The organism is Kribbella sp. NPDC051718 (assembly GCF_040681515.1).
Taxonomy (GTDB): domain Bacteria; phylum Actinomycetota; class Actinomycetes; order Propionibacteriales; family Kribbellaceae; genus Kribbella.
In genome coordinates, this window is sequence record NZ_JBFAYZ010000001.1 from 152,916 (window position 1) to 169,312 (window position 16,397).

At 68.5% G+C, this 16,397-nt stretch carries 19 protein-coding genes; 7 read left to right on the forward strand and 12 right to left on the reverse strand.

Annotation, left to right across the window (positions count from 1 at the left end):
• Nucleotides 1-15 precede the first annotated feature (15 nt).
• Both AB0M15_RS00725 and AB0M15_RS00730 read left to right on the forward strand, forming a co-directional pair.
• Nucleotides 16-675: a hypothetical protein gene (locus tag AB0M15_RS00725; protein ID WP_363812514.1), complete on the forward strand. Its 660-nt coding sequence runs from the start codon at nucleotides 16-18 to the stop codon at nucleotides 673-675.
• Entirely contained in the window at nucleotides 642-1,229 is a 588-nt protein-coding gene (locus AB0M15_RS00730) for a multicopper oxidase domain-containing protein (RefSeq protein WP_363812516.1), read from the forward strand. Before AB0M15_RS00725 ends, AB0M15_RS00730 begins: the two co-directional genes overlap by 34 nt.
• On the opposite strand, the gene AB0M15_RS00735 is transcribed toward AB0M15_RS00730, so the two are convergent.
• Complete coding sequence (locus AB0M15_RS00735) at nucleotides 1,226-1,759, reverse strand: TetR family transcriptional regulator (protein ID WP_363812518.1); 534 nt, start codon at nucleotides 1,757-1,759, stop codon at nucleotides 1,226-1,228. The genes AB0M15_RS00730 and AB0M15_RS00735 overlap by 4 nt on opposite strands.
• Entirely contained in the window at nucleotides 1,756-3,189 is a 1,434-nt protein-coding gene (locus AB0M15_RS00740) for an MFS transporter (RefSeq protein ID WP_363812520.1), read from the reverse strand. Before AB0M15_RS00740 ends, AB0M15_RS00735 begins: the two co-directional genes overlap by 4 nt.
• Nucleotides 3,190-3,341: 152 nt before the next feature.
• Between AB0M15_RS00740 and AB0M15_RS00745 the strand changes: the two genes are divergently transcribed.
• Both AB0M15_RS00745 and AB0M15_RS00750 read left to right on the forward strand, forming a co-directional pair.
• A complete protein-coding gene (locus tag AB0M15_RS00745; RefSeq protein ID WP_363812522.1) occupies nucleotides 3,342-3,677 on the forward strand; it encodes a cupin in 336 nt (111 codons plus the stop codon).
• Entirely contained in the window at nucleotides 3,677-4,525 is an 849-nt protein-coding gene (locus AB0M15_RS00750) for an NAD(P)-dependent oxidoreductase (protein ID WP_363812524.1), read from the forward strand. The genes AB0M15_RS00745 and AB0M15_RS00750 overlap by 1 nt, the downstream gene beginning before the upstream one ends.
• Here AB0M15_RS00750 and AB0M15_RS00755 read toward each other — a convergent pair.
• The 3 genes from AB0M15_RS00755 to AB0M15_RS00765 form a co-directional block, all read right to left on the reverse strand.
• Entirely contained in the window at nucleotides 4,492-5,751 is a 1,260-nt protein-coding gene (locus AB0M15_RS00755; RefSeq protein WP_363812526.1) for a PLP-dependent aminotransferase family protein, read from the reverse strand. The genes AB0M15_RS00750 and AB0M15_RS00755 overlap by 34 nt on opposite strands.
• 89 nt (nucleotides 5,752-5,840) lie before the next feature.
• Nucleotides 5,841-7,568: a trypsin-like peptidase domain-containing protein gene (locus AB0M15_RS00760; RefSeq protein ID WP_363812527.1), complete on the reverse strand. Its 1,728-nt coding sequence runs from the start codon at nucleotides 7,566-7,568 to the stop codon at nucleotides 5,841-5,843.
• Nucleotides 7,569-7,690: 122 nt separating this feature from the next.
• Nucleotides 7,691-8,248, reverse strand: a complete 558-nt coding sequence (locus AB0M15_RS00765; protein WP_363812529.1) for a TetR family transcriptional regulator — start codon at nucleotides 8,246-8,248, stop codon at nucleotides 7,691-7,693.
• A gap of 99 nt (nucleotides 8,249-8,347) precedes the next feature.
• Between AB0M15_RS00765 and AB0M15_RS00770 the strand changes: the two genes are divergently transcribed.
• Nucleotides 8,348-9,178, forward strand: a complete 831-nt coding sequence (locus AB0M15_RS00770; protein WP_363812531.1) for an oxidoreductase — start codon at nucleotides 8,348-8,350, stop codon at nucleotides 9,176-9,178.
• Here AB0M15_RS00770 and AB0M15_RS00775 read toward each other — a convergent pair.
• From AB0M15_RS00775 to AB0M15_RS00785, 3 genes are read right to left on the reverse strand one after another with little or no spacing between them, the layout of a single operon-like run.
• Complete coding sequence (locus tag AB0M15_RS00775; protein WP_363812533.1) at nucleotides 9,169-9,438, reverse strand: alpha/beta hydrolase; 270 nt, start codon at nucleotides 9,436-9,438, stop codon at nucleotides 9,169-9,171. The two genes, AB0M15_RS00770 and AB0M15_RS00775, sit on opposite strands and share 10 nt — an antisense overlap.
• Nucleotides 9,432-9,770, reverse strand: coding sequence for an alpha/beta fold hydrolase (locus AB0M15_RS00780; RefSeq protein ID WP_363812534.1), 339 nt, complete (start codon nucleotides 9,768-9,770; stop codon nucleotides 9,432-9,434). Before AB0M15_RS00780 ends, AB0M15_RS00775 begins: the two co-directional genes overlap by 7 nt.
• 7 nt (nucleotides 9,771-9,777) lie before the next feature.
• Nucleotides 9,778-11,202 (reverse strand): PLP-dependent aminotransferase family protein, encoded by a 1,425-nt coding sequence (locus tag AB0M15_RS00785; RefSeq protein WP_363812536.1) that lies wholly within the window; start codon nucleotides 11,200-11,202, stop codon nucleotides 9,778-9,780.
• Nucleotides 11,203-11,279: 77 nt separating this feature from the next.
• On the opposite strand from AB0M15_RS00785, the gene AB0M15_RS00790 reads away from it, so the two are divergent.
• Nucleotides 11,280-12,569 carry an FAD-binding oxidoreductase gene (locus AB0M15_RS00790; protein WP_363812538.1) on the forward strand — a complete coding sequence of 430 codons (1,290 nt, stop codon included), beginning with the start codon at nucleotides 11,280-11,282 and terminating at the stop codon, nucleotides 12,567-12,569.
• Here AB0M15_RS00790 and AB0M15_RS00795 read toward each other — a convergent pair.
• Nucleotides 12,550-13,500 (reverse strand): YafY family protein, encoded by a 951-nt coding sequence (locus AB0M15_RS00795; protein WP_363812540.1) that lies wholly within the window; start codon nucleotides 13,498-13,500, stop codon nucleotides 12,550-12,552. The two genes, AB0M15_RS00790 and AB0M15_RS00795, sit on opposite strands and share 20 nt — an antisense overlap.
• A 63-nt stretch (nucleotides 13,501-13,563) precedes the next feature.
• Here AB0M15_RS00795 and AB0M15_RS00800 point away from each other — a divergent pair, with 63 nt between their 5' ends.
• On the forward strand, nucleotides 13,564-14,700 hold the full coding sequence (locus tag AB0M15_RS00800) for an epoxide hydrolase family protein (RefSeq protein ID WP_363812542.1): 1,137 nt from the start codon (nucleotides 13,564-13,566) through the stop codon (nucleotides 14,698-14,700).
• A gap of 3 nt (nucleotides 14,701-14,703) precedes the next feature.
• Here AB0M15_RS00800 and AB0M15_RS00805 read toward each other — a convergent pair whose 3' ends face one another.
• The 3 genes from AB0M15_RS00805 to AB0M15_RS00815 form a co-directional block, all read right to left on the reverse strand.
• Nucleotides 14,704-14,961, reverse strand: a complete 258-nt coding sequence (locus tag AB0M15_RS00805; protein ID WP_363812543.1) for a hypothetical protein — start codon at nucleotides 14,959-14,961, stop codon at nucleotides 14,704-14,706.
• 41 nt (nucleotides 14,962-15,002) lie between these two features.
• Nucleotides 15,003-15,410 (reverse strand): nitroreductase family deazaflavin-dependent oxidoreductase, encoded by a 408-nt coding sequence (locus AB0M15_RS00810; RefSeq protein ID WP_363812545.1) that lies wholly within the window; start codon nucleotides 15,408-15,410, stop codon nucleotides 15,003-15,005.
• Between the two features lie 78 nt (nucleotides 15,411-15,488).
• Nucleotides 15,489-16,397 (reverse strand): ribonuclease Z, encoded by a 909-nt coding sequence (locus AB0M15_RS00815; RefSeq protein WP_363812547.1) that lies wholly within the window; start codon nucleotides 16,395-16,397, stop codon nucleotides 15,489-15,491.

Sequence of the window (16,397 nt, forward strand, 5' to 3'; positions counted from 1 at the left end):
TCTGAAGGGGGAGCCATGATCTGGAGAGTCGTGGCACTCGGGGTGGTCGAGAACTACGTGACCGGCTGGGTGCTGCATTACGTCTACCTGCCTGACCAGCATGTCGCGGCGGGTGCTGTCGGCTTGCATGAAGGCCATGGTGCTCGCGAGCACCATGAACTGAGTCCGCTGCTGCATTTCCTGCGGGACTCGACGCTGGCGTTGCCGGTGACGATCGCCGTACTGCTGATCGCCGCGCTCGCGGTCCGTGCCTTCTGGCGCGCCGACACCGCCCGGGCTCGGATCGCGTACGCCGTCGCCGCCGCGCTCGTCGCCGGAGTCGCCAGCGTTCCCGAAGTACTGGCGCACGGCTGGCTGTTCGACGAGCAGGTCGCCGGGGTATCGCTGGCCTCGCATCTCACCGGCGTCGCCCTGGTCACCATCCGCTACACGTTCGCGCTCACCTTGATCGCCGCCGTCCTGTTCGGCGTGCCCTGGCGAGCATCCCGCGCTTCACCGTCGAGCAGCGGCGCTACCGGTTCCGGCTGCTCAACGGCTCGTCCGCTGACTGCCTCCATGAGCTCACCCTGGGCTCGGGCGACGCTTTCCACGTCATCGGCACCGACGGCGGACTGCTCGCGGCCCCGGTCGCCGTCAGCAAGTTGCCGCTGGCCCCCTCCGAGCGGGCCGAGGTGATCATCGACTTCGGCAAGTACCCGGACGGCTCGCAGATCGTCCTCAACAGCTCCGTCTTCGGTACGCCGATGCGGCTCCTGCGCTTCGACGTCGTGAAGTCGACGAGCGGCCACCCGAAGCTGCCCGGCAAGCTGGTCCCGATCCAGCGCCTGAAGGAGTCGCAGGCCAAGGTCCACCGCGACTTCCAGCTCAACCTGGACCTCGCCAAGGGCGAGATGGTGATCAACGGCAAGAGCTTCGACCCCGACCGGATCGACATCCGCCCGAAGCTCGGCAGCACCGAGGTCTGGACCATCTTCAACGGCGAGACCCCCGAACTGCCGATCCCGCACGTCTTCCACACCCACCTGGTCCGCTTCCAGATCCTCGACCGCGACGGCAACCCTCCCGCCCCGTTCGAATCAGGCTGGAAGGACAGCGTCACCGTGATGCCCGGCGAGCGGGTCCGCATCATCATGCGCTTCGCCGACTTCCCCGGCCGCTTCCTCTACCACTGCCACCTCCTCGGCCACGCCGACGCCGGAATGATGGCAACGATGTTCGTGACGCCCTAGTTGATGAGCGCTTGGATTCCCGGGCCGTAGAGGTCGGCGATCAGGGAGGGTTCGGCCGCGGCGGCCGGGCCCTCCTTGTTGACGGAGAGGGTGGCGCCGAGGCCGAGGAGGTGGCCGACGATCAGTTCGGCGCGGATGGCGGCGTGGTCGCCGGTGAGGCGTTGGGCGAAGGCGTGCACGACCTGGTCGCGGAAGTGGTCGCGGAGGAGTTTGCGTTCGTCGCCTACGCCGATCGCGAAGATGACCCGGAGGAGCAGGTCGGTCTCGGTTTCGCGGCGCCAGTTGATGAGCGTTTCGACGGCATGCCGGCCGAGCTCCTCGTTCGGCGCCGCCAGCAACAGTGCGGCCGCGTCGCTGAAGTCGGCGACCCGGCCGAACAGAGCCTCTTTACCGCCGAAGTGCTTGATGATCAGCGAGGCGCTGACGTTGGCGTCCTTGGCGATCCCGCGCAGGGTGACCGCGTCGTAGGGCTGGCGGGCGAAGGCGCGGCGGGCGGCCTTGAGGATGGCGGGGCGGCTGGCGTCGGTCACGTCGTACGGCCTGTCTCGGCCAGTTCGGGGTGCCTCGCCGGTACTGCGCGCCGCGCGGGGATCAGCAGCGTCAGACCGACCGCGACCAGCGCGCAGCTGCCCGCGATCACGAAGACGAGCAGGTACGCGTGCAGGGTCGGAGCGGTGACTCCGGAGCGCGTCGCGACCACATTGGTCAGCACTGTCACCACGATGGCGCTGCAAACCGCCTGGCCGATCGTGCGCATCAAGGTGTTGAGGCCGTTCGCCGCGGCCGTTTCGGTCACCGGCACAGCATGCATGATCAGGGCGGGCAGCGCCGAATACGCCACGGCGGTTCCGGCCGAGACGACGGTCGCGCCGACCACGATCGCGGCCAGGTTCCCGCTGGTGAACAGCCGGACGAGGTAGCCGAGCGCCATCAGCCCGGACGCCACCGCGAGCGTGAATCGCGGCCCGCGAGCCTTCGAGATCCGGGCCGAGACGGGCGACAGCAGCACCATCGCGACACCACCCGGCAAGAGACACAACCCGCTGACCACGATCGACGCGCCGAGGCCGTAGCCGGTCGATTTGGGTTCCTGGACCAGTTGCGCGGTGCTGAGTGAGTTGGCGTAGAACGCGAAGCCGATGAGCAGCGCCGCCAAGTTGGTGAACAGCACGGCCGGACGGGCCGACACTCGCAGGTCCACCAACGGAGTCGCGCTGCGCAGTTCGTACCAGCCCCAGAGCGGCACGATCGCCAGCGCGGCGACGAACAGCCCGACGGTCGCCGGCGAGCCCCAGCCCCAGGCGCTCCCCTTCGACACCGCGAGCAGCAGGCATACGAGGAACCCACTCAGTCCGAGCGCACCCAGTACGTCGAAGCGCCCGCTGCTGCGCAACGCCGACTCGGGGACGACGAGCAGTACGGCCACGATGTTGAGCAGGCCGAGCCCGAGGCAGATCCAGAACATGGTGTGCCAGTCCAGGTACTCGACCACCAGTGTTGCCGCCGGGATGCCGAACGCGGCGCCGACGCCGAGGGTCGAGCTCATGATCGCGATCGACGGGATGACGCGCTCCGGCGGCAGTTCGTCGCGCAGGATGCTGATGCCGAGCGGTACGACCGCGACGGCCGCGCCCTGGAAGCCGCGACCGAGGATCAGTACCGGCAGGAGCGAGCTGATGGCGCAGAGCAGGGAACCGAGGACCATCGACGCGAGCGCGACCAGCAGCACCTTCCGCTTGCCGTACATGTCACCGGCGCGACCGAGCAGCGGGGTGAAGACGGCGCCGGTCAGCAGGGTCACGGTGACCAGCCAGCTGACGTCGGCCGGCTTGCTGTGGGTCAGCGCGGGGAACTGCGGCAGCAACGGCACGACGATCGTCTGCATGACCGCGACGAGCACTCCGCAGGAGGAGAGCACCGCCAGTACCAGGCGTGGGTGAGCAGCAGGGCGGACGGTCAACTCGGGGATCCTCACGGCGCAGGGGTGAACGCTTGTTCACCATCAATACTAAACGATCGTTCACCTTTGCGGCGTGGTGGCTCAAGTGGTCCAGTGAAATGGCCCGGAAGTGGACCAGGTGAATGGTCCGGAGCCGGATTAGCTTGGCGAGTATGACGAACAAACTGACAATGCTGCTCGACATCGTGCCGCCGATGGTCCCGGCCGGCGCCGAGGTCATGACGATCACCAACGAACTACCGCCCGGCGACCCGGGCGCGGCGCCGCACCGGCACTCGGGGCCGGTCTTCGGGTACATGCTCGAGGGCGAGATCCTGTTCGACCGCGAGAGCAAGTTCGTCGCCGTCATGATCGGCGTCCCCGGCGAACCGATGCTCACCTTCGTCGACGCGGACGAACTCGAAGCAAGACGCGACCGCCGCGGAGCCCCGCAGGGCGCGGGGCCGGGCGCGAGCGCTGCCACCGACTCGGCGGGCACGAGGTCCTGATGCGGGTGTTCCTGGCGGGCGCGACCGGTGCGGTCGGGCGACTTCTCGTACCTGAGCTGGTGGCGGCCGGCCATCAGGTCACCGGGTTGATCAGGCGACCGGAGGCTGCGGAGCGGTTGCGGAGCCAAGGTGCCGATTCAGTGCTGGCCGACATCTACGACGCTCCGGCGGTTGCGGCGGCTGTCGCGGCGGCCGAGCCCGATGTCGTGATGCACCAGCTGACGGATCTGGCCAACCGGGACTACGCGGGCAACGTGGAGATCCGGAAGGTCGGCACGCGCAATCTTGTCGACGCGGCGCTCGGTGCCGGCGTACGGAAGGTGATCGCGCAGAGCATCGCGTGGGTCTACGAGCCTGGCGTGCAGCCTGCGACCGAGGAGACTCCTTTGGATGTCGGCGCGGACGGAGCCCGGCTGAACTCGGTTGCCGGGGTGGTCGCGCTGGAGGAGATTGTGGCGGAGGCGCCGGAGTGGGTCGTGTTGCGGTACGGGCTGTTCTACGGGCCGGGGACTTGGTACACGAAGGGCGCGCTGATGGACGACGCCGTGCGCGCGGGCAAGCTGGCTCCCACCGCTGATGTGACCAGCTTTCTGCATATCGCCGACGCTGCGACTGCCGCTGTACAGGCTCTGGAGTGGCCGACTGGTCCCGTCAACATCGTGGATGACGAGCCGGTGCCGGGCAGTGTGTGGGTGCCGGCATTCGCGCGATCGGTGGGGGCGGCGGAGCCGGCTGCTGTCGAGGCCGAGCGCGCGCCGTGGGCGCGTGGGGCGGACAATCACTACGCCCGCAAGCACTTGAAGTGGACGCCGCGTTATCCGTCCTGGCGCGAGGGGTTTGTTGCCTGAAGCACCTTGGTGAGGCGGTCGAGGGCCGTCCGCCAGGCATGCGGCGGTGGAGTGGCATAGCTGAGGACGAGCGCGGCCGGCTGGGCGTCGTCCTCGGTGTGCCAGTAGTCCATCCCGTGCAGGCCATGGACCGACAGCCCGCCGTACTGCGCGACGTCGATCAGCCTGCGCTCCTCCTCGGCCGAATCGAGCGGGAGCAGTGCATGCATACCGGCCGCGATCCCCTCCAAAGGATGCGGCCAGACGGCGTTGACGCGGTCGGCGAGCTCGGTCCGGCGGCGGCGATACTCCAGCCGTACCTTGCGGATGTGCCGGTCGTAGTCGCCGCGGGTGATCAGGTCGGCCATCACCAGTTGCTCTATCGCGGAGACACCGGAGCCGGTACTGGTCATTGCCTGCAGCAACGGCTTGCGTAGTACTGGCGGGATGACCAGCCAGCCGAGCCGCACACCGGGCGCAAGCGCTTTGCTCGCGCAACCGGCGAAGATCACCCGGTCCGGAGCGAGCGCCTGCATCGCCCCGACCGGCTGCTGGTCATACCGGAACTCGCCGTCGTAGTCATCCTCGACGACGAACCCGTCCTTCGCCCACTCGACGAACCTCACCCGCCGCTCAGGAGCCAGTACCGCGCCCCGCGGATGCTGATGAGCCGGCGTCAACACGGCCACCTGCCCTCGTACGTCGTCCGGATCCGCCCCAGACGCGTCGACCGTCAGCGGGCTGATCTCCAACCCAGCCGCCCGCGACACATACTCGGCCACCGCGTTCCGTAGTACCGGCAAGCCCTCCGGCGGCGCGTAGTCGAAGCTCTCGCTGGTTGCTCCCGCCAGCACCCGCCGCACCGCCCGCCCCCACACCTGCCGAGGAAACGAACTGAGATCCGGCCGCCCAGCCTGCAAACTCAGAACCTCTCCCCCACCCACCGACTCCACACCACTACTCCGAAGGTCGATGGAATTCCTAGAAGTGGTGATGATCGCTGCTACTCGCGTGCCAGCGCCGGGGAGGCCTACTAGCCAGCCCTCGGCTACTAGCTGCGAGTACGCCTGGACTACGGTTCCTCGGGCGACTCCAAGGTCGCCGGCCAGGGACCTCGTCCCGGGCAGCCGGGTGCCGGTCGCTAGGCGCCCTGAGCGGATTGCCTCGCGGAGTGCCTGTTCCAGTGCGCGACCGGTCGGTTGGGCCGGATCCAGTCGCAGCTCCAGATGCAGGTCGAGTCCCGTCACCGGGTCAGCGTGGCATGCGAACGGGCCCGGGCGCTCTGGGGGGAGGGAGCGCGCGGGCCCGTTCAGGGCGGTTCGGTGACGGGAGGGTGTCAGCGAACCGGGCCGGTGGTGAGTTCGATGGTCTTGGTGTGCTGGGTGCCGGACTGGTCGGTCCAGGAGACCGAGACCTTGTCGCCGGGGTGGTGGGCGTTGAGGGCGGTGGACAGCGCGTCGGGCGAGTCGATCGTCTTGCCGTCGAAGCTGGTGATCACGTCGCCGGCCACCAGGCCCGCCTCCGCTGCCTTGCCGTTGGCGACGACATCGTTGATGACCGCGCCGGCGGTGCCGTTGGCGTTCGAGAGGACCGAGACACCGAGCATCGCGGAGCTGCCGATGTGGACGTTCGCGGACTCCTTGCCGGATTCGATCTGCTTGACGACGTCCATCGCCTGGTTGATCGGTACCGCGTACCCGGTGGTGGTCGCCTGGCCGCCGTTCTGCCCCTGGTCACCCTGGCCGTTGCCCTGGCCCTGGTTGGGAAGGCCGCTGCCGTCGCCGAACGGGTTGTTGCCGTCGCCGAATGGTCCGTTGCCGTCGCCGTACCCGTTGCCGTAGTCGGTCAGCGCGGCGATCGCCGTGCTGGGCACCAAGCTGTTGTTGACGTTGGGGTTGTAGCCGGTCTGCGAGTTGCCGCTGCCCGGGTTGCTGGTGCCGCCCGCGGTGTCGACGCCGATCACCTCGCCGGCCGAGTTGGCCAGCGGGCCACCGGAGTCGCCCGGCTGGATGTTCGCGTCGGTCTGGATCAGCCCGGCGAGGTTCTCCGGGTTGGAGCCGGACTCGTCGGTCGCAGTGATCGCCTGGTCCAGCGCGGTCACGCTGCCGGCCGCGTAGCTCGGCGTACCGCCCTTGCCGCCCGCGTTGCCGATGCCGACGACCTGGTCGCCGACCTTCACCTTGGACGAGTCGCCGATCTTCGCCGTCTCCAGCCCGGACGCGTCCTTCAGCTTCAGTACGGCGATGTCATGCGCTGTGTCGTAGCCGACCACGGTTGCCGTGTACGTCTTGCCGTTGCCCTTGTCGACCACGCTGATCTCGGTCGCGCCGGCGATCACGTGGTGGTTGGTGAGGATCTCGCCGTCCGACGTCAGCACGATGCCGGTACCGGCGGCGCGGGCGCCCTGGAAGCCGAGCACTGTATTGACGTCGACCAGCCCAGGCGTCACCTTCGCCGCCACCGCCGACGGAGTCATCACCTGCGACATGGTCGAGCTGTTCGCGTTGGACTGCTGATCGATGCCCCAGGCAACAGACCCGGCCGCGACCACCGCCGCCAGCCCCAGCGCCCCGATCACCATCGGCAGCCGCTTGTGCTTCTTCGGCGCCACCGCCTGCGGCCCCCACTGCGGCCCATACACCGGCGGCCCATACTGCTGCCCATACTGCGAAGGCCCGAACTGCCCATTCCCATAAGGCGCCTGCCCGTACGCCCCCGGACCGAATGGCCCCTGCCCGTGCGGCGCCTGGCCGTACTGCGGTTGGCCCTGCGGGCCGTTGCCCAGGTGGGCCGGACCGTAGTGCGGCTGCCCGTCCGGCACCCATCCCTGCTGCGGATTCCCCTGCCCTGGCTGAGGATTCCCCGAAGGCTGCGCGGAGCCAGGCGTCTGCGCCTGCGGTGCCGGCGGCTGCTGCGGTGCGGGCTGCTGCTGCGCCGGCCGACCGGCTGCCTCCGCGGCACCTCCCGCCTGCATGCCTTCCGGCTGCACGCCTTCTGTTTGCGCCGACTGCTGGTTCCCCGGGTTCTGGTTTCCCGGCTCCTGCGGTCCTTCGGTGGTGTTCATGTCCCGTTGCCTCCTCAGCCCTTCCTGCCTGACAACGAGTAGACCTCGGCAGTCTGAGAACTCCATCGGCTGAACCGATGAATCAGCTGAGAATCCGAAGTGACCTGGCACACCCCCGTGAATTACCGATGAAGAAGCATTTCGACCGCCTTCACGACCGCCTGCCGACGGACCGCCCGAGCCGGCTGAGCAGCCTTGTACTCCGGATTCATCGTCGACCAACTGGTCGCGATCGACTGGATCAACGACAGCAACGCGACCGGCGAGAAGTCCGCCGGCACCTCCCCCGCCGACTGCGCCTCCTCCAGCGCCCCCAGCCGCTCAGCATTGACCGCGACGACAGCGTCCAGCTGGGTAGAAGCCGGCCGCTCCAGCCGGTACCAGGTCGCCAGCCGCAGATGCCCAGGATTCCGCTCGAAGTAGTCGAAGACCCGGCCCGCGTACGTCGGCAGATCCTCCGCGTCGAACCCCACCTCCGCCAGATACAGCTCCACGTACGCCGTGAAGACCGCGTCGAACAGCCCGTCCTTGCTCCCGTAGTACGCGTAGAGCATCGCCTTGTTGCACCCCGCGACCGTCGCGATCCGGTCCACCCGGGCGCCGGCGATCCCGCGCTCGGCGAACTCCTCGGTCGCCGCCGCCAGGATCTGCCGCCGGGTCCGCTCCGCGTCTCTCTGCATGCCCCCAGCCTAACCAACCAACCGGTCAGTTGCATATCGGCGGCCGGCGAGGTTTCATAGAACTATCCAACCAGTCAGTTACATCGAGACGGAGAGATCATGAGCAAGACCTGGCTCATCACCGGCAGCTCCCGCGGCCTCGGCCGTGAGCTCACCAAGGCAGTCCTCACCACCGGCGACCGCGTCGTCGCCACCGCCCGCAAGCCCGAGCAGCTCGACGACCTCGTCGCGCAGTACGGCGACCAGATCCGCGCCGTCGCGCTCGACGTCACGGACGCCGAGGCGGCCAAGAGCGCGGTCCAGACCGCGATCGACGAGTTCGGCGGCCTGGACGTCGTCGCCAACAACGCCGGCTACGCGAACAGCGCCCCGATCGAGGAGACGCCCGACGACGACTTCCGCGCGCAACTGGAGACCAACCTCTTCGGCGTCGTGAACGTCACCAAGGCGGCCCTCCCGTACTTCCGTACGCAGCGCGCCGGCCACTTCCTCCAGTTCTCGTCGATCGGCGGCCGGGTCGGTGGTACGCCGGGCATGGGCGCCTACCAGACCGCGAAGTTCGCCGTCGAAGGCTTCTCGGAAGTACTCAGCAACGAGGTCAAGCCGTTCGGCGTCAAGGTGACCATCATCGAGCCCGGCGCCTTCCGAACCGACTGGGGCGGCTCATCGATGGCAATCGCGGCCGTCGGCGAGGACTACGAGTCGACCGTCGGCGAGCTCAACCGCTACCGCCTCAAGGTGGACGGCCAGCAACCCGGCGGCCCGGCCAAGGCGGCCGCAGCCATCATCCGCATCGTCACGCTCGACGAGCCACCACTCCGTCTCCTGCTCGGCAAGGACGCATTGGAGCACGCCGACCGAGCCTCCCGCTCACGCGCGGAGGAAGCAGCCCGCTGGGCAGACATCACCACGTCGACCGACTACGAATGAGCGGCGACGAACTCTTCGATCAAAGCGTTCACCTCGGCCGGGCATTCGAGCGCGGCGAGGTGGGCGGCCTTTTCCAGCACGACGAAGAGTGAGCCCGGGATCGCGTCAGCCATCGCCCGGGCCTCCCCTACCGGGAAGGTCGCGTCTTCGGCGCCGGCCACGACGAGTACCGGCGTGCTGATTCGGGCGAAGAACTCGCGTTGGTCCGGGCGACGCGGGACGACGCTGGTCACCGCGCGGCGGCCCGAGCTGATCACCACTCGGCGTACGGATTCGTTGACTGTGGCAACCACTTCATTCCGCCCCACGAGTTGCCGATCATGTGGACGCGATCGATGCTCAACGCATCGAGGATCTGCACGATCACCCGCGCGCACTCGTCGAAGGTGAACGTCCGGGTCAGAGGGCTCGAACCGCCGTGGCCGGGTGGATCGACGACGACCACCTGGAAGCGGTCGGCGAAATGAGCAGCCTGGCCGGCCCAGAGTCCGCCGTCCATCAGCAGGCTCGGCCAGAACAGCATCGCGGGGCCGGATCCGCTGACCTGCAAGCGAATCCGGCCGAGCACCGTGTCGACGTACCGGTCCACCATGGGCTGCCTACCTTCGTATCGCGGCGATGGCGTCGGCGAGCAGGTCGATGCCTTCGGCAACGTCCGGCTCGGTCAGGCTGCCATAGCCGAAGACCAGACCCTCAGGACCGGAATTCTGCACCCAGTACGGCCGGAGTCCATAGACCCCGACGCCACGTTCGCGTGCGGCCTGCGTCACGTCGCGCTCGGTCAGGTCCGGCGGCAGCCAGGTCATCACGTGCAGCCCCGCCGACACCCCGATCGGCCGCAGATCCGGTACCGCCGAAGCCAACCGCCCGACGAGCGCGTCCCGCAACGCCCGGTACCGCGGCCGCATCCGTCGCAGATGCCGGTCGAACTCACCCCGCGCCACGAAATCCGCGAACGTCAACTGGTCCAGCACCGACGACCCGCGATCATCCACGAACTTCGCCGTCGCCATCGGTTCGACCAGCCACTCCGGCAGGATCAGCCACCCCAGCCGCAGCCCCGGCGCCAGCGTCTTGCTCGCCGTCCCCGCATACGCCACCCGGTCCGGCGCCAGCCCCTGCATCGCCCCGATCGGCTCCCGGTCGTACCGGTACTCCGCGTCGTAGTCGTCCTCGATGATCAACGCGTCCCTCCGCGTCGCCCACTCGATGAGCGCTGCCCGGGTCGCGGCCGACGTCACCGCCCCGGTCGGGAACTGATGCGCCGCAGTCACCAGTACTACGTCCGCCCCCGACCGATCGAGCGCCTCCACGTCCAGCCCGGCCTCCAGCACCGGTACGCCGACAGCCTCCAGCCCAGCGGTCGCCGCGACCCCGCGAAGCTCGTCATCAGACGGGTCCTCGACCGCCAACCGCTTGTACCCCGCTGCGGCGAGCACCTGGAGCAGCAACCGTGATCCCTGCGCAAACCCGTTGCAGACAAGCATGGTCTCGGCCCGCGCCGACGTCCCGCGAACCCGGTTGAGGTAGTCGGCCATCGCCTCCCGCAACTCGATCGAGCCTTGCCCGTCCAGATAGGCCAGCGCCCGATGCGGCGTCTCGTTCAGCACCCGCCGGACCGACCTCAACCAGGCCGCTCGCGGAAACTGCGTGACATCCGGCCGGCTGTACCGAAAGTCGATCCGCGGCGGACCATCGACCTGACGGGTAGCAGCGCTCGTCGGCCTGGCACCAGAAATCGAACCATCAGCGGCCGGCGCCACCTGCGTGTAGCCGCCGGCCCGACTGACCAGATATCCCTCGGCGACCAACTGCTGGTACGCCTCGACGACCACTCCACGCGACAACCCCAGGTCCGCCGCGAGCGCTCGGGTCGCCGGCATCACCGTGTCGGCACGGAGCAGTCCCTGCCGGATCCGCTCCCGGATCCCGCTCTCCAGCTGCTGGTGCAGCGGCACGCCACCGTCCCGGCGGAGCTCGACCAGCAGCTCGCCGGTACCGGAATTGGTCCTGGATCGGCTCATACAACTGGACCTTATCCGGGTACCGCTTCGCTGTCAGGGTGGAACCACCAGCAAATCCCCCGCAGAGGAGCAGCACGATGACCGCCACCGACGCCCTGACCTTGCTGCACCCCGGCGACACCGGATACGACGAGGCGCGCACCGTCTGGAACGCCATGGTCGACCGGCACCCGGCCGCGATCGCCCGCTGCCGCAGTACCGCCGAAGTCGCCGCCGCTGTCCGCTACGCCCGGGCCAACGACCTCGAGATCGCCGTGCGCTGCGGTGGGCACAACATCGCCGGCCTCGCGGTTCCCGAGGGCGGCCTGATGATCGACCTCACTCCGATGGCCGCGGTCGACGTCGACCCGGACGCCAAGGTCGCCCGGGTCCAAGGCGGCGCGATGCTCGGCGAGCTCGATCGCGCCGCGCAGAAGTACGGGCTGGCCACGACGGCCGGCAACGTCTCGCACACCGGCGTCGGCGGGCTCACCCTCGGCGGCGGCATGGGCTGGCTGGCACGGCAGTACGGGCTCGCCTGCGACAACGTCCTCTCCTACGAACTGGTCACCGCCGACGGCGAGGTCGTCACGGCGTCGGCCACGGAGAACCCGCAGCTCTTCTGGGGCCTGCGCGGTGGCGGCGGCAACTTCGGCATCGTCACCGAGTTCGTCTTCCGGCTGCACCAGATCGGCACCCGCGCCCTCGTCGCCGACTTCACCTACCCCACCACCGAGGCCTTCAAAATCCTGCAGACCTGGCGCGACCTGAACGCCACCGCCCCGCGCCAAGCGACCTTCACCGCGTACATCAACGGCGACCACGTCACCGTCGGCTTCGTCTGGGTAGGCGCCCCCGGCAACCCGGACGCACTGCTCGACGCCTTCAGGGCGATGGGCAACGCGACCAACGAGTCCATCGAGGAGATGTCCTACCTGACTCTGCAGAGCCGCGACGACAGCATCCAAGGTCACCGCTTCCGCCGCTACTGGAAGGGCCACTACTTCAAGAGCCTGCCCGACGAGGCGATCCGCGCGCTGCTCCGCAACCCCGGCGTCGGTGCGAGCCTGCAGGCCTACGGCGGCGCGATCTCCGAAGTACCGGACGACGATGCGGCCTTCAGCCACCGGGACACCCTGTTCGAGTTCGTCACCGCCACCCGCTGGGAGGACCCGGCCGACGACGCCGAACGCATCGCCACCATCCGCGCGTACGCCGCCACCCTCGACCAGTACGCCGGCGGCGCCTACCTCAACACCTTGAACGGCGAGACCGTCAACCGCGCCTTCCCACCCGCCAAACTGGCCCGCCTGACCTCACTGAAGACCATCTGGGACCAGGCGAACATCTTCCACCTGAACCAGAACATCAAGCCGGCCGGCCAGTAGTCGCCGCGGTCAGCCGCGCAGCCAGTAGATGCGAGCGCTCGATGAGTTCTGGTGGGTGCTGGATGGTGAAGTCGTAGCCGAGGGCGCCGGTGTGCATGAGCAGCTCGTCGAGGGAGTTCGAGCCGACCTTCAGCAGGCAGCTGGTGGCATCGATCGACTCGACGGTGCCTACGGTGCTGGGGATTCGGTCGGCGATCTGGTCGGCGGGGGCTTGGATGACGAAGCGGGCTTGGTAGGTGTAGGCGCCTGATGCCACGCCCTGCATCGTCCGGTCCAGCTCGGGCGCGTCGCGTGGGGTGAAGCGCGGGCCGGTCGGGATGCGTGGTTCCAGGCGGTCGAGGCGGAAGGTTCGCCAGTCGTCGCGATCCAGGTCCCAGGCGACCAGGTACCACCTGCGCCCGGTGTGGACGAGTCGGTGCGGTTCCGTAGTACGGACCGTGGAGGTGCCGCCGTGGCTGCGGTAGTCGAAGCGGAGTCGCTGGTGATCGCGGGCGGCCGTGGCGACCGCCATCACGACCTCGGGTGAGACCGCAGCGCCGACCGATGGGGCGATGGCGACCGACTGGAGTAGCCGCACCCGGTGGCGCAGGCGCGATGGCAGGACCTGCTCGAGCTTGGTCAACGCGCGGACCGACGACTCCTCGATGCCTGCCACGCTTCCGGTCGCGGCCGCGCGCAAGCCGATCGCGACAGCGACTGCTTCCTCGTCGTCGAGCAGGAGTGGTGGCAGGGCGGCGCCGGCGCCGAGTCGATAGCCGGCCACGCCCGGAACGGCGTCGACCGGGTAGCCGAGGTTGCGGAGCTTGTCGACGTCGCGGCGGACCGTCCGGACGCCGACGCCCAGCTCCTCGGCGAGCGCAGCACCGCTCCAGTCGCGCGGGGACTGCAGCAAGGAGAGCAGCTTGAGGAGGCGGGCCGAGGTTTCCAACATGTTCCGAAGTCTCCCATTGAGCTAGGACAGAGAATGACCTAACTGGGTGAAAGAGTCGGAGACATGAAGCCCTTCACCATCGACATCCCGCAGAGTGCCCTCGACGACCTCAAGTACCGGCTCGACCACAGCCGGCTGCCCGCGCCGCTGCCCGGTGACGGCTGGGACACCGGCGTACCGGTCGGCTGGCTGAGTGAGCTGGTCGAGTACTGGCGGACCCAGTACGACTGGCGCGCGGCGGAGAAGCAGCTGAACAGCTTCCCGCAGTACACGACCGAGATCGACGGTCAACGGATCCACTTCCTGCACGTGAAGTCGCCCAACCCGGACGCCTTGCCCTTGATCCTCACTCATGGCTGGCCGGGTTCGATCGCGGAGTTCCTGGACATCATCGGGCCGCTGACCGATCCCGCTGCGCACGGTGGCGATGCGGCGGATGCCTTCCATCTGGTGATTCCCTCGCTGCCCGGGTTCGGGTTCTCGGGGCCGGTGCACGAGAGCGGCTGGACCCGGTCTGGGATCGGCCGGGCGTGGGCGAAGTTGATGGCCGAACTCGGCTACGAGCGGTACGGCGTACAGGGTGGTGACATCGGTGGCGCCGTCTCACCGGAGGTCGCTCGATCGGCGCCGGAGCACGTGGTCGGCGTCCACACGAACGGTGGGCCCAACCTGCCGCCGATGCAGATGTCGGAGGAGGAGATCGCGGCGCTGACTCCGCTGGAGCAGGACCGGGTGGCGCGGATCCAGGCGTTCCAGCGCGAGGAGTTCGGCTACATCCAGATCCAGATGACCCGGCCGCAGACGGTCGGGTACGGGCTGGTCGACTCACCGGTCGGGCAGCTCGCCTGGATCATGGACAAGTTCCGCGAGTGGACGCATCCGCGCAGCGCGCTGCCGGACACGATCATCGACCGGGACCGGCTGCTCACCAACGTGATGATCTACTGGCTGACCGGTACGGCGAGCTCGGCGGCGTACGTCGGGTACGCGCAGAACTCGTGGGGCGAGCGGCCGGTCAACTCCGGCGTACCGACGGCCGTGCTCGCGTTCGCGCACGACGTCTGCATCCGGAAGTACTGCGAGCCCACCAACAACATCACCCGCTGGACCGATGTCGATCACGGCGGGCACTTCGCGGCACTCGAGGAGCCGGAGATCCTGGTCACCGACGTCCGCGAGTTCTTCCGCGACCTGCGCTGAGCCTCAGGCCGCGGGATCAGGATGGATGCCGAGGGCACGCAGAATGTACGTGCCCTCGGCAAGCTGTTGCCGCGCCCTGCGGTGGTCTCCCAGAGCCAGCGCGGCCCGGCCCAGCGCGAGATGGCTGTAGCCCTGCGACATCCAGTCCCCGAGCCGGACCGCCATCGCGAGTGCGAGCTTTTCGCGAGCGAGCAGGTCGAGCCAGTCGACGGCCGCCGGCTCGGCCGTCTCGGCCCGGGACTCCAGAACACTCAGTGACACAGTCGCATCTTAGAGCGACCGCATCCCAGCCGGATCACGAACTACTGACGTTCCAGGATCACGATCGGGATGACCCGGTCGGTCTTCTTGGTGTACTCGTTGTAGTCCGGCCAGACCTCGGCCATCTTCGGCCAGATCGCGGCGCGCTCCTCGTCGGAGGCGACCCGGGCCTTCGCGGCGAACTTGTCGCCCTTGATCTGGACCTTCACGTTCGGGTCGGCCTCGAGGTTGAAGTGCCAGTCCGGGTTCTTCGGCGCACCGCCGTAGGAGGACACGATCGCGTAGCCGCCGTCGACCTCACGGAAGATCAGCGCGTTCTTGCGCTCCTCGCCCGACTTGCGGCCGATGGTCGACAGGATGAGGATGTGCGCGCCGTGGTCGCCCCAGTCATATCCCTCGGCGCCGTCGGTCTCCTCGTAGCGCTTGATGTGCTCAGCTCCGTACAGCATTCGATCTCCTTGCTCACGCGGGTAATAGAACCTAGAACCATCATCGGGTACCCGTTGTTCCCGACCGGCAACCGGGGGTCAGCGGCGGGCGGGGACCGGCGTCCGGGCCAGGTCCGTGGCGACGACGATCTCGCCGTCGAACTCTTCGGCCGCCTCCGCGTGGAAAAGGGTGAGGTCGGTGTAGCGCTGGGAGAAGTGGGTGAGCACGAGCTTCCGTACGCCGCACTCCTGCGCGACCCGAGCGGCCTGGCGCGCGGTCAGGTGGCCGAAGTTCCTGGCCAGCTGGGCCTCCGAGGACAGGTACGTCGACTCGATCACCAGCAGGTCGGCCTGATCGGCGAGCCGGAAGACGCCGTCGCACAGCCGGGTGTCCATCACGAACGCGAACCGCTGACCCGGGCGGGGCTCGCTCACCTGCTCGATGGTGACTGTCCGTCCGTCGACGACCAGCGAGCCGGCCTGTTGCAGGCGACCGACGGCGGGGCCTTGGATGCCGTAGCGGCTCAGCTCGTCGGGCAGCATCCGGCGGCCGTCGGGTTCGATCAGCTGGTAGCCGAAGGACTCGACCGGGTGCTCCAGCCGGCGCGCCCAGAGTTGCCCGAAGCTGCCGACGGAGAGCAGCCCGTCCTCCTCCACCGGCTCCTCCCGCAATTCGGCCCGCTCGTAGAACGAAGCGGCGTACCGGAGTCTGGTGAAGTACTCCTGCCCGGACTGCGGGTAGTGCGCGTGGACCGGGTGCTGCACGTCGTCGAGTGACAGCCGCTGAATCACACCCGGTACGCCGAGGCAGTGGTCGCCGTGGAAGTGGGTGACGCAGAGTCGCGTGATGGCGGTCGCGGGCACACCGGCGTACAGCATCTGCCGTTGCGTACCCTCGCCCGGATCGAACAGGAAGCCTTCGGAGTCCCAGCGCAGGAAGTAGCCATTCTGGTTCCGCTCCCGCGACGCCACCTGACTACTGGTGCCCAGCACAACCAGTTCTCGCAC

Excerpts from the sequence above, each read along its gene's own strand:
- AB0M15_RS00725 (WP_363812514.1), top strand. The coding sequence starts at position 16 with ATGATCTGGAGAGTCGTGGCACTCGGGGTGGTCGAGAACTACGTGACC.
- AB0M15_RS00780 (WP_363812534.1), bottom strand. The coding sequence starts at position 9,770 with ATGGTGGACCGGTACGTCGACACGGTGCTCGGCCGGATTCGCTTGCAG.
- AB0M15_RS00750 (WP_363812524.1), top strand. The coding sequence starts at position 3,677 with ATGCGGGTGTTCCTGGCGGGCGCGACCGGTGCGGTCGGGCGACTTCTC.
- AB0M15_RS00785 (WP_363812536.1), bottom strand. The coding sequence starts at position 11,202 with ATGAGCCGATCCAGGACCAATTCCGGTACCGGCGAGCTGCTGGTCGAG.
- AB0M15_RS00800 (WP_363812542.1), top strand. The coding sequence starts at position 13,564 with ATGAAGCCCTTCACCATCGACATCCCGCAGAGTGCCCTCGACGACCTC.
- AB0M15_RS00770 (WP_363812531.1), top strand. The coding sequence starts at position 8,348 with ATGAGCAAGACCTGGCTCATCACCGGCAGCTCCCGCGGCCTCGGCCGT.
- AB0M15_RS00790 (WP_363812538.1), top strand. The coding sequence starts at position 11,280 with ATGACCGCCACCGACGCCCTGACCTTGCTGCACCCCGGCGACACCGGA.
- AB0M15_RS00795 (WP_363812540.1), bottom strand. The coding sequence starts at position 13,500 with ATGTTGGAAACCTCGGCCCGCCTCCTCAAGCTGCTCTCCTTGCTGCAG.
- AB0M15_RS00745 (WP_363812522.1), top strand. The coding sequence starts at position 3,342 with ATGACGAACAAACTGACAATGCTGCTCGACATCGTGCCGCCGATGGTC.
- AB0M15_RS00765 (WP_363812529.1), bottom strand. The coding sequence starts at position 8,248 with ATGCAGAGAGACGCGGAGCGGACCCGGCGGCAGATCCTGGCGGCGGCG.
- AB0M15_RS00760 (WP_363812527.1), bottom strand. The coding sequence starts at position 7,568 with ATGAACACCACCGAAGGACCGCAGGAGCCGGGAAACCAGAACCCGGGG.
- AB0M15_RS00810 (WP_363812545.1), bottom strand. The coding sequence starts at position 15,410 with ATGCTGTACGGAGCTGAGCACATCAAGCGCTACGAGGAGACCGACGGC.